17 protein-coding genes are annotated in these 15,412 nt (G+C 37.0%); 1 reads left to right on the forward strand and 16 read right to left on the reverse strand.

All coding sequences use genetic code 11. The features are described 5' to 3' along the window. Window positions 1–17 precede the first annotated feature (17 nt). The 9 genes from ESZ26_RS01810 to ESZ26_RS01850 form a co-directional block, all read right to left on the reverse strand. Complete coding sequence (locus ESZ26_RS01810; RefSeq protein WP_070376584.1) at window positions 18–308, reverse strand: hypothetical protein; 291 nt, start codon at window positions 306–308, stop codon at window positions 18–20. Beyond that, window positions 308–784, reverse strand: a complete 477-nt coding sequence (locus ESZ26_RS01815) for a GAF domain-containing protein (RefSeq protein WP_146797283.1) — start codon at window positions 782–784, stop codon at window positions 308–310. The genes ESZ26_RS01810 and ESZ26_RS01815 overlap by 1 nt, the downstream gene beginning before the upstream one ends. A gap of 145 nt (window positions 785–929) precedes the next feature. Continuing rightward, complete coding sequence (locus ESZ26_RS01820) at window positions 930–1,718, reverse strand: SIMPL domain-containing protein (RefSeq protein WP_170246285.1); 789 nt, start codon at window positions 1,716–1,718, stop codon at window positions 930–932. Window positions 1,719–1,764: 46 nt separating this feature from the next. Then, a complete protein-coding gene (locus tag ESZ26_RS01825; RefSeq protein ID WP_146797277.1) occupies window positions 1,765–2,382 on the reverse strand; it encodes a DUF2057 family protein in 618 nt (205 codons plus the stop codon). A 110-nt stretch (window positions 2,383–2,492) separates the two neighbouring features. Beyond that, complete coding sequence (locus ESZ26_RS01830) at window positions 2,493–3,389, reverse strand: FAD:protein FMN transferase (RefSeq protein WP_223271546.1); 897 nt, start codon at window positions 3,387–3,389, stop codon at window positions 2,493–2,495. 79 nt (window positions 3,390–3,468) lie between these two features. Next, window positions 3,469–4,794 carry a DUF3570 domain-containing protein gene (locus tag ESZ26_RS01835; RefSeq protein WP_146797274.1) on the reverse strand — a complete coding sequence of 442 codons (1,326 nt, stop codon included), beginning with the start codon at window positions 4,792–4,794 and terminating at the stop codon, window positions 3,469–3,471. Continuing rightward, window positions 4,785–5,009, reverse strand: coding sequence for a DUF4266 domain-containing protein (locus ESZ26_RS01840; RefSeq protein ID WP_146797271.1), 225 nt, complete (start codon window positions 5,007–5,009; stop codon window positions 4,785–4,787). The genes ESZ26_RS01835 and ESZ26_RS01840 overlap by 10 nt, the downstream gene beginning before the upstream one ends. Window positions 5,010–5,041: 32 nt before the next feature. Further along, a complete protein-coding gene (locus ESZ26_RS01845) occupies window positions 5,042–5,605 on the reverse strand; it encodes a TlpA disulfide reductase family protein (RefSeq protein ID WP_146797268.1) in 564 nt (187 codons plus the stop codon). Between the two features lie 47 nt (window positions 5,606–5,652). Then, on the reverse strand, window positions 5,653–6,333 hold the full coding sequence (locus ESZ26_RS01850) for a glutathione S-transferase (RefSeq protein WP_146797265.1): 681 nt from the start codon (window positions 6,331–6,333) through the stop codon (window positions 5,653–5,655). Window positions 6,334–6,444: 111 nt separating this feature from the next. On the opposite strand from ESZ26_RS01850, the gene ESZ26_RS01855 reads away from it, so the two are divergent. Further along, window positions 6,445–8,757 carry a peptidase U32 family protein gene (locus tag ESZ26_RS01855; protein WP_146797262.1) on the forward strand — a complete coding sequence of 771 codons (2,313 nt, stop codon included), beginning with the start codon at window positions 6,445–6,447 and terminating at the stop codon, window positions 8,755–8,757. A gap of 104 nt (window positions 8,758–8,861) precedes the next feature. On the opposite strand, the gene ESZ26_RS01860 is transcribed toward ESZ26_RS01855, so the two are convergent. The 7 genes from ESZ26_RS01860 to ESZ26_RS01890 form a co-directional block, all read right to left on the reverse strand. After that, complete coding sequence (locus ESZ26_RS01860) at window positions 8,862–9,491, reverse strand: RDD family protein (RefSeq protein ID WP_146797259.1); 630 nt, start codon at window positions 9,489–9,491, stop codon at window positions 8,862–8,864. Window positions 9,492–9,509: 18 nt separating this feature from the next. Then, window positions 9,510–10,049: a DUF924 family protein gene (locus ESZ26_RS01865; RefSeq protein ID WP_146797256.1), complete on the reverse strand. Its 540-nt coding sequence runs from the start codon at window positions 10,047–10,049 to the stop codon at window positions 9,510–9,512. 46 nt (window positions 10,050–10,095) lie between these two features. Continuing rightward, window positions 10,096–10,347, reverse strand: a complete 252-nt coding sequence (locus tag ESZ26_RS01870) for a hypothetical protein (protein ID WP_146797254.1) — start codon at window positions 10,345–10,347, stop codon at window positions 10,096–10,098. Window positions 10,348–10,367: 20 nt separating this feature from the next. Further along, window positions 10,368–10,625, reverse strand: a complete 258-nt coding sequence (locus tag ESZ26_RS01875) for a DUF2999 family protein (protein WP_146797251.1) — start codon at window positions 10,623–10,625, stop codon at window positions 10,368–10,370. Window positions 10,626–10,790: 165 nt separating this feature from the next. Continuing rightward, entirely contained in the window at window positions 10,791–11,705 is a 915-nt protein-coding gene (locus ESZ26_RS01880; protein ID WP_146797247.1) for a hypothetical protein, read from the reverse strand. 255 nt (window positions 11,706–11,960) lie between these two features. After that, a complete protein-coding gene (locus ESZ26_RS01885; RefSeq protein ID WP_170246286.1) occupies window positions 11,961–12,422 on the reverse strand; it encodes a nuclear transport factor 2 family protein in 462 nt (153 codons plus the stop codon). A 195-nt stretch (window positions 12,423–12,617) separates the two neighbouring features. Continuing rightward, window positions 12,618–15,287: an EAL domain-containing protein gene (locus tag ESZ26_RS01890; RefSeq protein WP_146797241.1), complete on the reverse strand. Its 2,670-nt coding sequence runs from the start codon at window positions 15,285–15,287 to the stop codon at window positions 12,618–12,620. Between the last annotated feature and the right edge of the window lie 125 nt (window positions 15,288–15,412).

A 15,412-nucleotide genomic window follows, 5' to 3' on the forward strand; every position in this document is an offset into this window, starting at 1 on the left:
TTTAAAAATTCTTAAATCTAAGAGGTTAAATCTTGAAGGTACTGTTCACGGTTATCCAACAAATGTTGGCACCAGTCATAAATATCTTCACTATCTATATCAGGTAGTGATTCTTGGCAAATCCAAGTGTCCCAAACCAAAGATAATAATTGCGCTAATATCTCTGGTTCAATATCTTCTTCGGCTAAATCATAAATCAGATGATAAATTTCATTTATTCGTTCGGCAACGAATTCTTCTTGGCCATCCCAGTCACCGACAATACTTTCGCTAACGAGATAATCATGAATAACGATAATTTCTTTCATTAGTTTAACACGCCATGCTTGATGATCATATTTTCAAATAAATTAATTATTGCTTCCAAACCTTGTTGATCAATTTCATCAAAATGATCATAGGCTGTGCTATCTATATCAAGAACAGCAATGATATTGTCACCGACTTTTACCGGAATAACAATTTCTGAATTACTGCTTGCATCGCAAGCAATGTGACCATCAAACGAATGAACATCGGCAATACGCTGTGTGGTGCTTTGACTAACTGCAGTACCACAAACTCCTGTGCCAACAGGAATACGAATACAAGCCACTTTACCCTGAAACGGACCCAAGACTAGTTCATTATCAATTAAACGATAAAATCCAAGCCAGTTCACTTGTGATAAGTGCTCAAAAAGTAACGCGCTAATATTTGCCATGTTAGCAATAATATCAGGTTCATCACTGATTAAAGCATCAACTTGTTGGTAAAGTTCTTGATATAAATCATTTTTATTCATAAATACCGGTATTCTTCTGTTTATCAAAGATAAGTGATGGTCAAAAAACGCATAACATAACCCGATAACCCGCGAAGTTAAAGCAATTATTACAGATTTTATGCACTTTTAACTTATATTGCTGCTATTCACCTCAACTGCCGGGTTATTTTTCGGTTTTTATCGCAAAAGTAACACTCACTTGTGCGGTAACATTATTTTCTGCTACCAGTGAATTAAAGCCGGCGTTACTTTTACCTGCCATAGCATAAGAGCTTGGCGTGTGGTAGGCAGACTCGGTCAAATTTGAAATTTCACCTAATGTAACGCCTATTTGCTCGGCAATAGTAATGGCTTTTTGATGAGCATTTTTTAAGGCATTTATCAGCGCTTGTTGATACAAAGCTTCAGCGTTTATTATTGTAGTTTGCAGGGGAGAAATACGGCTAACACCTATTTTAACAACATTATCGAGTAATTGATCATAGCGCGAAAATTCGCTAAAAGTCACCTTAATGGTACGAGACACTTCAAAGTAAACTTTTTCTTGCTCAGTCAACGCGTTATCTGCTGATTGGTTGCCATTAATAAACGCTTCCGCCTTGTTATTTTCGAAAAACTCTTGGTTAGGCAGCCTCTGATGAACGATTATCGCTGGCACGTTAGCTCGTATTTCATAGCGAGGAATTAATTCTAATCGAGCGGATTCAATAGCAGACTTAGCAATACCCATTGATAAATACATTTGGGTCACTAACTGGCTTTTTTGGTCAACCAAGGCTTTGGCTTTGCTGGCAACATTGCCACGTTGGCTAATCGTCACAGTAAAAGTAAACTTGTCAGGCTTTGCACTTGCCGACCCTTTACCAATAACGTCAATACCCTGAGTAGGGTATTGTTGTGCCGTGATACATAATGAAAATAAACTGATGATAATTACGAGTAGGTATTTCATCTTATCTCTCAATAATGAGTTATTTATAAAGGGTTTGTTAACTATTCTATTTCTGCTCAATAAATTCAACAAATTGTTTTTGTTGTTCTTTATCTGCATTTCGCCACCAAAACTTTAATTTATTTAAAGCATCGTTTGATTTTTTAATTTGTCTGTCATTTTCAGACGATGCAGCAAGCTGTGATGAATGTTCTGCTATTTTTTTAAATGCTAAACCGGCTTTAAATTCAGTTAAACTTTGATTAAGCACAAAGATAGCGTCTTGTTGAACTGAGTTTTCATTCAGAGACTTTATTTCAATTGTTGGTGATTGAGCAAATTTACGTGCATTAAGGCTATCAGCTATAATTGGCGTGACCATAATGTACTTTTGATGGGATGTCTCTTTTAAAGTAAATATAATGACTTGTGAAGCAGACTTTATCGTTACGTGGTCGTCATCATCGTAATTTTCAAAAAGCTCGCTATATTGAACGATCAAAATATTTTCACCACGTTTTATATCAACAACAGTATTTTGGCTAAAGAAATCATTACTTGCGGCTTCGCCATTAACTTTTATCAATTTATAAACATCAGGTACCACCAATTGCACAGCAGCATCGCAAACATTAATAAAAAAGAGCAAGAAACAAGCCAGTAGATTAAAATACCAAGCAGTCATGAGCAGCACCAACGATGAAAGAATGAACGTAAGCACAGCTTATCGTTAAATCATACTATTTGCGATTTAACTGATGATCAATTCAGTTATGGAAAGGTTTTTTGAAAAAACTAACGAATAGCCCAGTGCTTAATGCCTTGTTCCACTAAAAACTGCTCAGCATTTTCGCCCTGCATTTGAGCAAGTGTCGCCAATATACCCGCTTGAATACATTGTGGTGCTGAAACAGTCATCGACCTTGGTGCATGCTCGATGGGCCAGCCCGTTTTCGCATTAAGAATATGGCTGTAACGTTGACCGTTTTTCTCTAAAAATCGCTTTGCATCGCCGCTCGTTGCCAATGCACCTTTAAATAATGACACGACTATGGTTTTCTTGTCGACAAAACCAGGGTGCTCTACCCCAACTTGCCAAGGTTGACCATTTTTTCTTGATGAATTTGTCGCTAAATCGCCGCCTAAATTCACCAATACCGGTTGTTCGGTTACTGAATTTATTAAGACTATGGCGCGATCAACCGCATACTCTTTACCAATACCACCGAAATCAATTTCCATATTTATCGGTAAAATCATTTGGCGATTATCGTATTTTATTTTATGCCAGCCTACATTCTCCATTACTTTTGCAATCGCTAGCGCTGTAGGTATATTATCAGAGCAATCAAAACACCAAACCTTCCTTAATACCCCTGACGTTATATCAAATACCCCATCGCTAAGTTGGTAACAAGTATCAGCAAAGTTTAATAAAGCAAAAGTCTCATCGTCAATAGCGATGGGTTTACCCTGACTTTGATTTATCTGGCTGCAAAGGCTATCTGAGGTGTAACGGCTATACTTGTCTTCTATACGCCAAACTTCTGTACTGACTTGTTCACCAAGTTGTTTGGCAAGCGCAGGATCAGAGGTTTCAATAATAACCTCACATTGACTGGCCATAGCATCAAATTGAATACAGAATCCGTCTGCGCGCTTAGCCAGTTTTATTTCTCTAAGTTTCTTCAATTGTCACCTTGATAAAAAGATAAAGCCCTTATTTATATGATTAAATAAGGGCTTGTATTATTTAGATTATTACTACATTTTAGAACGAATAACTAACCTGCGCAATTATTGCATCAATGCTTTGATATATTTCCATATCAGCTAAAGCACCTGGCGCTTTATGTCCGGCACTTTTAGGATCTTGGCGATAATATTCAAGTCTAAAAGACAAATCATTACCATCTGCTAACTTCATACCATATTTTAAACCTACCGTATAAGCGGTCATTTCACCAATCCGGTAATCGGCACTGGCAAACTCAGGTGTTGCATCATCTTCCATTAAGAACGGTTGATAAAACTGGGCTGCGCCTTGTTGATAAAAACGTAAATGTGGCTCTAAATAGCTACCGTTACCTAATGGAATATAAAAGCGAGTATCTACCGTATGAGACTTTATCTCCCAGTCATCCCACATATAACGATATGACACATCTAAAATAGTTTCATCAAAATGATATTTTGTTTGTGCAAAAACACTTTGTTTGGTGCGCTTATCAGGGCGGTTCTCATATAAATAGTCTTGTGCAAGACCTTGGTTATTTAACAAACTTAACACTTTAAAAGGGTCTGTTAAATAGCCATCAACAACCGAATAGGAATAGTTAAACTGCGTAACCATACGGCGATTAATCACTTGGGTAAAACCGACCATAATATCAGAGGTGGTTTTATCATCATCACTGCCCATTCGAGTAGCATCATGGCCGCTTTCATCATCGCTGTCATGATAAGCCAAAGGCATAGAAGCAAAAGGCTTAGGTAAGCCCCCTTCTGGGGTAAAGGTATCTTGAAAATGACTTAAACCAAAAGAAATCGTCGAGTTTTTCTTATTAAAATCATAAGCAATATTGCCATTTATCCCTAAAGATAAATAATCATATTCTTTAGACAGATGGCCACCGACACTGCCTGTAACATTCGGCGCTAGTGCTTGCGTCCACTGAGCATTAAGCTGTACACGGGTATCATGAAAAGTGTCATCAAGCGGTGTTTCACCTGCTTTAATTTCATAATCCCCTTTACCCGAGGGTCGAGTAAACGTTTGAACATCGGGCTGGGCAACCGCGCCATTGGCTGAAGCCCCTGTTAACGCATCAACCGTTAATTTTAAATTTAAAATACTATCGTCGCTGTAAGTTTTTTTAGCATTAAAAACAGCTTCTGCTGCTGAAACACGATCAGCTTCACTGTAATATAAAAACGCAGAATCAAAAGACCAAGTATCTTCTTCTGCGGCTACTGATGTAGGGGTAGCACTCACTTGAACACTGCCTAACAAAGCAGTAGTTGCTAAGGTTAACGCAGCCTTAAGGTTCTTTTTGTTGACGGTTTTTTTCGATTTACTCTCGTTAATTAATTGCATCCACAACCTCCGCCACCGAAGCTTTTACCGCCGCTTGACGCTTCTTTGCTGAAATAAATATGGTCATCAAGTGCCGAATCAATTGGCGAAGATGTTAAGGCCATTTGCTCTGTTGCTAACAAATCACGCTCCCAAGGTTCGACTCCTAAACTTGAGCAACCCGATGCTAAGGTTACCGCAGCAAAAACTAGTGAATATTTAAATTTATTGTTCATTGAAAACCTCATTATTCTCTTTATATTATTCGTTAGAGAGCAAGTAACTGTTGAATTTCTTGTTGGTATTGTGAAACTTTGTTGGTAAAAAAACCACTATGTGCGTATTTAATCTCACCTAACTTGTTGATGATCAAACTACTGGGCATACCCTGAATTTTAAAAAAACGCGCCAGCTCACCTTTAGCATCATAAATTACCGCAAAGTTGGCTGGATTCTGTTGTAAAAATGTAGCCGCTAATGCTTGTTCAGTATCGAGGTTGATACTAATCACAGTAAAGCCTTGTGCTTGATGATCATTCTGCATTTTATTCATCCACGGGAACGACTTACGACAAGGACCGCACCAAGACGCCCAAAAATCTAGATAAATAACATCACCGTGGTGCTGAGCTATTAGGGTATCTAGTTGCGTTTTAGCTGAACTTTCAAATAGATTGTTCGCTTGGGCATGACTAAGTAAGGCTAAAGAAGTTAGTATCAAAAGGAAAAAAAATTGCAATCTTTTAATTACCAAACTTACTGTTAGGTAGGGCTGTTTTGCGTTGAGTATGTTCACTGAAATACCGTCAAGAAATATAATTGTCACTATCATAATTAAGTTTTCTTAAGAAAAGCTTAAGGAAACTTAATTAAGACTTTTTAATGGTCGTTACCAAAAGTTATCACCGCTTTATTTTCCAACCACAAGGGGTATTGGGTCATCACTTTACTGAACATCCGGCTTTGTAAGTAGTTATTTAGCCATGCCCTAAGTTTCGGATAGGGGGAGTGTAAATACCACTGTCGCTCTACTTTTGAAAACTTGCGAATAAAAGGCAATAAAGCGATATCAGCCAAACTGTTTTTGTCTGACACAAGAAATTCAGTAAGTTGTAGACGTTGCTCTAAATCGGCTATATATTTTTCACACGCAGCTCTGTCGCTGACCAGTGAATCTTCATGATAACGTTTTGCACACTGATATTTATCGAAACATTGTTTAAATTCATCATCAAATATTGAAATTAGCGATAACATTTCGGGTAATAAATGAGGGATATCACTATGCAAAAGATTATCGGGATCGCTTTTATCTAATGCCCACAGCATAACCTCTAAGCTTTCTTCAATCACCCGTGGCTCTCCATTGACAAGTTCGGTGACTAAAACCGGCACCGTACCTTTGGGTGATACCGCAATCATTTCAGCGGGTTTGTCAGTTAACACCAGATCACGTAATGCAACTGTCTGTTTTGCATAATATATTGCGATTCTTGCGCGCATTGCATAGGGACAGTTTCTTAAGGAATAGAGTACAGGTAGCGACGAGTTTGGCTTCATGGGCGTTTATTTATAGCAAATATAAAATAATAAGTTACTTTAACGGTATTCATTAAGGAAATATATCGGTAAAATCGCCACCTTTAAATTTAAGTGAAGATAAGTGACCCCATGGATCAAAAAATAGAGTTATTAGCACCCGGCGGTGATGTCGAAGCAATTAAAGCAGCGATTATTGCTGGAGCCGATGCCGTTTACTGTGGCCTAGATACTTTTAACGCCCGTAATCGTGCGACTAATATCTCCTTTGATCAACTTGTCGGCGTTATTCGCTTAGCTCATCAGTATCAATGTGAAATATTTTTAACCTTAAACGTGGTGATTTTAGAGCGAGAATTTGCTTCACTGGCTAAATTATTAACTAAACTAGCCAACACCACCCTTGATGGTGTTATCGTGCAAGATATTGGTATGTTCTATCTGCTTACCAAGCATTTCCCGACCTTAGATATTCACGCATCAACACAATTAACCACCCACAATGTTGGTCAAATACCTTTCTTGAAAAAACTCGGTGCGTCACGGGTAAATTTATCAAGAGAGTTAGACTTACGTGAAATCACCGCGATGGCAGCAGCAGGACGAGCACACGATACCTTAACAGAAGTTTTTGTGCATGGTTCATTATGTGTTGCCTTCTCAGGTCTTTGTTATTCAACCTCAGCAAGTGTTGGCAATTCAGGAAATCGCGGTCGTTGTAGCCAAGCCTGTCGTGAAGAATATCAACCAACCGCAACCGGTAATAAATTTCCGTTAAATATTAAAGATAACTCCGCCTTTTTTGATTTACCTGCGCTAATTGAAGCCGGAGTGCATTCTTTTAAAATTGAAGGACGTATAAAAGGTGCCAGCTACGTTCATACGGTTGTTGATAGCTTTCGCAAACAAATTGATGGTTTCCTTAAAACAGGTGAATTACTTGAAGACGGCGAACGCCTTTATAAAGTCTTTAACCGCGACTTCTCCAACGCCTTTTTACGTGGTGATTTAAATCAGTCAATGTTTATTGAAAACCCGCGTGATAACTCTAAATACCACGCTGTCGATAAAAGCAATGCGATATCAATTGTACAAATCCAAGAAGTTGAACAAAAACTTAATGATGAAAAACAGCTGATCAATGCCTCTGTTGACGATAAAATAAAACATTTAACCATAGGCAAAATACCGCTAACACTGGCTATTTCAGGTAAATTAGATCAACCTCTTACCTTGACAGTAACGACAAAAGAACTTTCTCAACAGCAAGCTTTTGCTGATGCTAAAGATAGCGAGAAAGGGCTTGAGGTTAAAAGTTACACACTTAATTCACAAAGCCACTTAGTAAAGAGTGGCAAACTGAGCATTGACCGAGAAACCCTTGAAAAACGTTTTAAAAGTTTTAACAATGCCCATTTCGATTTAATTGAAATAATCACCGATGACTTAGCAGCTGGCTTAAGCATTCCTTTTAAAGAATTAACCGTGTTAAAAAATGAAGCCGCTTTTTTGTTAAATAACTCAAAAGCCGTGTTACCAGAAGTTCAATTACCTAAGTTAGCCAATCATCCTAAACACACCACCACTGGCGATGCAAAAGCCGAGTTATCCATTCTTATTTGTGATGAAAGTGATGTCGAATTAGCAAAGTTAACCTCGGCAGATATTTACTTTAAATTACCCGAAGCTTATAAACGCGGTTGTACTAAGTATGTCGGTTTTCTTAAAGAAAACCCTCGTTTGATCCCTTGGTTTCCTTCGGTATTAATTGGCAAAGATTACGACGTTGCGGTCAATATTTTACAACAAGTCAAACCTGCGCTGATTGTGACCAATAATACCGGTATCGCCTATGAGGCAAACCTTTTAGGTATTCAATGGATAGCTGGGCCGTTCTTAAACACCACTAACTCTTACGCCTTGCTTGCTATGCAAGAAGGCTTTGATTGTAAAGGTGCGTTTATTTCTAACGAAATAAACCGTCAACAAATTAGAAATATCGCTCGTCCTGAAAACTTCAAACTTTTCTATAGTATTTACCACCCTATTTTATTGATGGCCAGCCGACAATGTTTCTTCCAACAAAGTGTTGGCTGTGAAAAACCACGTATTGATAACGGCTGTATGCTGTCGTGTGATAAATCAACCAGTATCACTAACTTAAAAGGTGTTTCGTTTGCTATCGACAAACAAAAAGCAGGCTATCCAAGTATTTATAATCAAGACCAGTTTTTAAATACTGAAATTATTGAAGACCTAAGTGATTTATTTGACGGTTTTATGATTGACCTGACTAACATTGGCTCAGGTGATAAAGAAACACCGGACAAAGCGTTATTGATTAGCCAATTTGAAGCCTTGCTCAAAGGTAACATCAACGTTCCTGAGACACTTAATATCATGGTGCCTGAATCAACAAACAGCCAATATCACAACGGCTTATAAAGATAAATCACGAGCAGATAATAGCAAAGTGATTATCATAAAATAACTGCATGTTTATTACCAAACTAAGTTAGTAAACATGCAGACTTCATCATTAAATAAGTTTAGTTATTGGTATAACAGACTTTTGTTTTTGCGACATAGTCATGTAGACAACGCTTTTCTTTACCAAAGATAAAGAGAGGATTTACAAGACCTGAGATAATTTGCCCCCCAAAAGGAACAAGTGAAAGTAGTTGCATTGGTATCATACGCTTAAGATAAATTGTTGTTAAACTTGCCTTACTATCATCTAAATTTTCAATACGAATGGACATAAAATTCTTGCCTATGGTTTGTCCATAATGGTAAAGCAGGTAACCATGTAAGACAAGACCAGCAATAAGTCCATAAGCAAGTAACATTACGGTTAAAGAAAAAGTAGGTTCTGCTAATTTATCAAAACCGACAGTGATAAAAATAGGTACAGCGGCAAATATACCAATAAGACCATCAATTAATGCCGCATAAAAGCGGTCTAAACGTGTTGCTTTTTCGCCCACTCTTTTCACATTGTCTACTGTTACAGGCTCAACGACAGCTTGCTCTGCTGGCACAGATGCAACGACAGCTTGCTCTGCTATCAACTTATTAATTTCTCCAGACTGCTCTGGGTATTGCTCACTGTCGATATGCTCTGCTGCTGAGTGTAATTCTGCTAAGGTGTATGAGGTAAAATCTATTTTTGGATCCATGAAAACTACGCTTCCTTTTTAAAAAGATGAATTGGCTTGTGTTAAAAACTCACGTTCTGCTTGACTAGATTCCCGGTTAAGAATTTTATTGCGGTGCGGATAACGACCAAACTTTTCGATGATTATTTTATGTTTATTTTCAAAATTGATACTTGAAGCAACGCCATTCTCGGCAAAGAGTTTAACAGCGATTTCATGTATCACTAAAGACTCACTATGCATAAACGGCATATACAAGAAATTTCTTTCTATGTTATTCAAAGCTTGGTCAGCGCCAACTGCTATTGCTTCTTGAGCAAGCCCTAAAGCTAAAGGGTCACAAGCAAAAGCACCTGGCGCATCACGATATATATTTCTAGAGAACTGATCTAAAATAATAATTTCAGCAAGTCGCCCTTTAGCTGTAAGTCGCCATTTGAATAACTCACCACTATTTGCTGCCTGATGTACAGCCGAAAACTTACGGCTAATGCACGCATCAAACGCCAGGTCTTTTAGCCACCACTGTGATTGTTTGACTTCTTTAAACCAAAAATTTAAAACGTTATCTGCATTCATTTATCCAACCTCAACCGCTGTAATTAAGCTATCGGCTAAACAACTTTTATTTAAAGGTCACTTTGCCACCAATCATTTTAAAGGCTGGCATACCACGAATTAACGTCTCCCGAGCAAAGACAGCTGCACAGTTTGGGCACACACAAGATATCACGGTAAAATCTTTAACTATGCGAGCTTTAAAACATTTAACCAACGCCCCCTTGCCACCTTTTTTGTATTTATACAGAGGTGCTCGGCACTTACTGCAATAAATATCAACAGACTTTTCAGGGGATTTTTTATTGGGCTTAGCCATCAATAACTATTACTAAACTATTATTGATTTTCTTTAAGTTTAGCTTTAGCCGCTTCAACTTTAGCAAAATCTAAACCTAACTCTTCAACCGCTTCTTTAATCAGCTCAGGGCTAGACATTACCATCATCATAATGGCTTGCAGTTTCTCTGGCGGTAAACCCAATGACTGAATATTCATCATCGCCATCATCGGATTTTCGGTGAGTACTTGAAAAAGTTCTTTAATTTTGTCTTCACTTACATTTAATTCTTTTAGTGCCTGAATAATTGGGTTCATTACCTTTCCTTAAAATACAAAACTTAGCTAAATAGCATTGTCGCTATTTCAACTGACATTTACCAATCTATTTTATCATTCACTAACGCTATTTTTGAGAATGTCATTTACCTGACTATTTTTATTATTAAACATAGTTGATATCGGTAACACTATTTAGATAGCTCAATCACTGAATGATTGAACGGGTACTTTTCTTCGTTCATCAAGTTTAATTAAATAGGCATTCCTGCCTATGCCCATAAACTCTTCGTCAGTATAAACAACCGTATTGTCATCATAAAAAGTCACTGACTCTTTTTGGGTAATGGTGCCTAGATTAATTTGATAGGCATCACCTGAAAAAAAGTCATCTCCTTGCCAGTTTTCAAATAACCATAATCTTTGTGAGTCTAATAACACCAGCTTCTTTTTATTGGGGCTTAACGCCGCAGAAGTTACCCAACAGAGTTTTTCGTGGTGAGTACAGGTAGTAAAAGAGCTAAGTTTTTTTGCCTGGTGATTAGCGGCATAGGCCCCTATTCGATATAAATTCGTTTCGCCATCAAATGGCACTGATCTGTTTTTGGTGAATAAATACAATTTCTTCTTGTAAAAAACAAAGGCTTCTAAATCATATTTTTTCTGATGTTCTTTTGGTGGATAACTATTTTGCTCTGGATACATAAATTTAATTATCTCAGCACTGGTACTATCGCCCTTAATATCAATAGGGTTTTCTATTTTATAGATGGTGAGCCATTTTCGCTTATTGTCGTTGTTGCCAAAATCACCTAAAAAGAAATGGCCAAAATCGTCTTGGGTCATATCTTCCCAATCAATATTTTTAGCGTTAGTGATCAACACCGTTTTACTTATTTTTCCATCGGGTTCAACACGATATAGATTTGGCTCATCGCCACCATCATTGATTGCCCAAAGTTTACCTTTCTTGTCAAATTCAATACCCGAAACTTCCGTAAGCCTCTCATCCATTGAAACCAGTTTATTGTGATAATGATGTTTAATTGATGAACCGAGTACAATAAAAATAAACAATAATACAAATACAGTTAGCCAGCGTAAGTTTTTCTTGAGCATGTGCTTTTCAATTTTCCAATAATATAAATCAACGTGTTAAAACAAATGCTTATTTTAACTCGAGAAAAAGGGAATAAAATTTAAGGAGATACTTTGAATGTTCAAAATCAGCTGCCAATGAAATTTTTCGTCGTTATTTTCGATGCGATTATAAACTGTTTTAGCAGCTTAAGGGAAAGACAGTTTTATTCGACTGCCGGTCACTATTTTATCCAATTTTACCACTCAGTAACATCTAAGTCTGTTGACTACACGTTAGTCAACATATTCAGACAATAAAATGCTTTTAGGAATATCTTTCGCTTTGATTTTTGTTGAATGCAGCATTTGCATTTTCCATTGCCCCGCCACTTTTACCATGACTGCACTTTCTAACCAAGCTACTGTACTTTCTTTTTTTCCATTATTAAAAGTTGCTTTGTTCCAGTAACTCACCCACGCAATATCGCCATACACCCTTGTTTTAATAACGCCAAAGTAGTTTCTTCGTTTATATTTCGAGGGTTTAACAACTTGAATTAAATCTTCAATGTTCCAATCTTCACCTGCTTCTAACAACTGAAAATCATCGGTAACCACCGCTCTCATTTTAAGATGATCAACGGCTGACATCGCTGAAAAAAGTGCTTCAACCGGCCTAAAAACCGCTTCATTGCCAAGTGAACTAAAGCTCACCAGTAACGTCATAATAAAAACAACTAAATTTTTCTTGTGCATAAACTTCTCCATACAATCAGTAATTTTATAATTGTGCCTAGCTACATTGATAAACACTCTGTTGATAAACTTTATTCGAAAGTCCGTAAACTATCATTAACTTTCTGCGCTAGTCTTTAGTAAAACAATTAAGCGTTACTTGCGAAAGTTAGTAATTGTCTTACGATTTCCCTAGAAAATTAATGACTATCCTTGCTAGATATTGCCGTTAAGGTAGTCAATAAAGGCATCTTCTTCTAGCGGACGACTAAAGAAATATCCTTGAATATAATGGCACTGATGCTTTGTTAATAATTGACATTGAGCAAGATCTTCAACCCCTTCAGCAACCACTTTTAAACCTAAACTTTTCGCCATCGACAAGATAGCGCAAGCCAAAGCTTCATCTTCTGAGTTAAAGGTAATGTCTTTAATAAAAGCGCGGTCTATTTTTAATATACTAATAGGAAAACGTTTTAAATAGCTAAGTGATGAGTAACCGGTACCAAAGTCATCAATAGAAAGCTCTATACCCATAGCTCTTATAGCTAACAATTGAATTAAAGTTTGATCATCTTCTTGAATTAATAAGCTTTCAGTCATTTCAAGAATAAGTGAATCTGGAGCAAGCTGGGTTTTTGCTAAGATAGTTTCAAGTTTACTGATAAAATCCTGACGTTGAAACTGTACACTCGAAATATTAACTGATATTTTTGGGGCATGGTCAAATTGGCTTTGCCAGCGTTTAGCTTGCTTACAAGCTTGTTCTAAGACCCAGTCACCAATCTCAATAATAAAACCAATATCTTCTGCTAATGCAATAAACTCAGCGGGTGGAACCAAGCCTTTTATCGGATGCAGCCATCTAACTAGGGCTTCAGCAGAAACAATTTTATTGGTACTGACTTGATGAATCGGTTGGTAATGTAAAATTAACTCATTGTTGACAATAACCTTGCGCAACTCAACTTCTAAATATCTTCTTTGTTGGGCCTTAACATCCATTTCTTTGGTAAAAAATTGCACATTATTCTTACCTTTTTCTTTGGCTTTATACATAGCACTATCAGCCTTGCTTAATAGCTCTTCGTATGTGCTGCCATCGTCTGGAAATATCGATATACCTATACTTGCGGTAACATAAGCTTCTCTTTCTACTAATTGAAATGGCTTGGCAATTTTATCCAATATCTGACTGGCAATTTTTTCACAACTAAAGACACTATTGTCCCCCGACAAGATTATTGCAAACTCATCACCACTTAAACGACTCACGGTGTCTGCCTTTCTCACGGTTTCCTTGATGCGCTGTGTGGTTAATTTTAGCAGCAGATCTCCTTTAGCGTGGCCAAAGGTGTCATTGACATTCTTAAAGCCATCTAAATCAATAAAAAATATCGCAACCCTATTCTTGTCCCGTTGAGCAATTTCTAAAGTATACTCAAACCTGTCGACGAGTAAATTCCGATTGGCGAGACCGGTTAATGAATCATAATTGGCTTGGCGATATATTTTATCTTCGGCCTTTTTACGTTTAGTAATATCGCTAAATAATGAAACATAAGACTCTAATTGCCCAAACTCATCCTTCAAAGCAGTAACAGACAACCATTCATAAAAAACCTCACCATTTTTCCGTCGATTACAGATTTCACCTTGCCATTGTCCCAAGTTTTCTAGATCTGTAGTCATTCGTTGGTAAAACTCATTATCATGATGCCCTGAGCTTAACAAAGCCGGATTTTTACCTAAGACTTCTTGTTCCTCGTAGCCAGTAATTAATATAAAGGCTTGATTAACTGCAACAATATTATTATCTACATCGGTAACCATCACAGCTTCTGTCGCGGTTTTAAATACGGTTGAAGCGAGTCTGAGCTGCTTTTCATCTTGCTTAATTTGGGTAATATCTTCTTTAATACTCACATAACTAGTGATTTTATTTTTAGCGTCTTTTAGAGGATACACATTGGCTTTTTCCCAAATATTATCACCGTTTTTTCGCTGATTATAAAATTCCCCTGCCCAGTGTTTGCCTGATGTTATCGTTGCCCATAAGTTTTCATATAAACTGGTCTGATGAAATCCCGATTTAAGAATATTTGTTTTTTTACCAATCACTTCAGTTGCTTCAAATCCGGAACTGTTAATAAATTCTTTATTAACATAAGTGATAATACCATTGAGGTCTGTCGTTTGAATTGAGACCGGACTTTGCTCTACTATTTGGGCGATTAATGAGCGCTGTGCTTCGGCTTCATTTTTTCGTTTTAGCATAAAGAGTAAAAAGAAGGTCAAGGTAGATAATAATAAGATACCAATCACTAATAGTTGTATTAAGTCTTTTTTAGTTTTATCTATTTGGCTAACTTGTTTGTCGACCAGTTTTTCTAAATTACTTTGGTAATGCCATAGCGCTTGCTGATATTTCCTTTCCGCTGTTACGTCTTGGATGATGGAAAACAGTACCGCTTGACTATTAAAATTTATCGGAATGGAATACGACGACACTGTTTTGATATCACCATTGCTAATTTTATGTCTAAAGATGAAATAATTTCTATTTTCTGATTTAGCTAAGGCTCTTTCTGAAGCAACTTGCTCTGCACTCAACAAGTTAATATCTTGAATAGACAGTGACTCTAACTCTTTCTTTGCAAAACCATAAAAATGATGAGCCGCTGAATTTGCCTTAAGAATATTGCCGGTTTTAGGTTCAATAATTAACATAACCGCACTATGTTTTTCAAAAATAGCGGTAAAGTCACTATTTGACAATGTGTCGCTTGAAAATAATATCTGCGTTAACAAAAAGAAAGCATACCCATAGTTTTTGGGGATGATTTTTATCGCCTTTAACAGGCGGGAGCGCTTAACATCGAACATATGAACTCACTATACTTAACATGAAGATAACATCTCATTTGAAGTAAACACTGTATTAAGGTAGTTCGTTAAATTAACTTAATTCCATTTAATACAGCGATAGTAACATAGAGTGATATTAATAA

This window comes from Colwellia hornerae (assembly GCF_007954355.1).
In the GTDB taxonomy this organism is placed as follows: domain Bacteria; phylum Pseudomonadota; class Gammaproteobacteria; order Enterobacterales; family Alteromonadaceae; genus Colwellia_A; species Colwellia_A hornerae.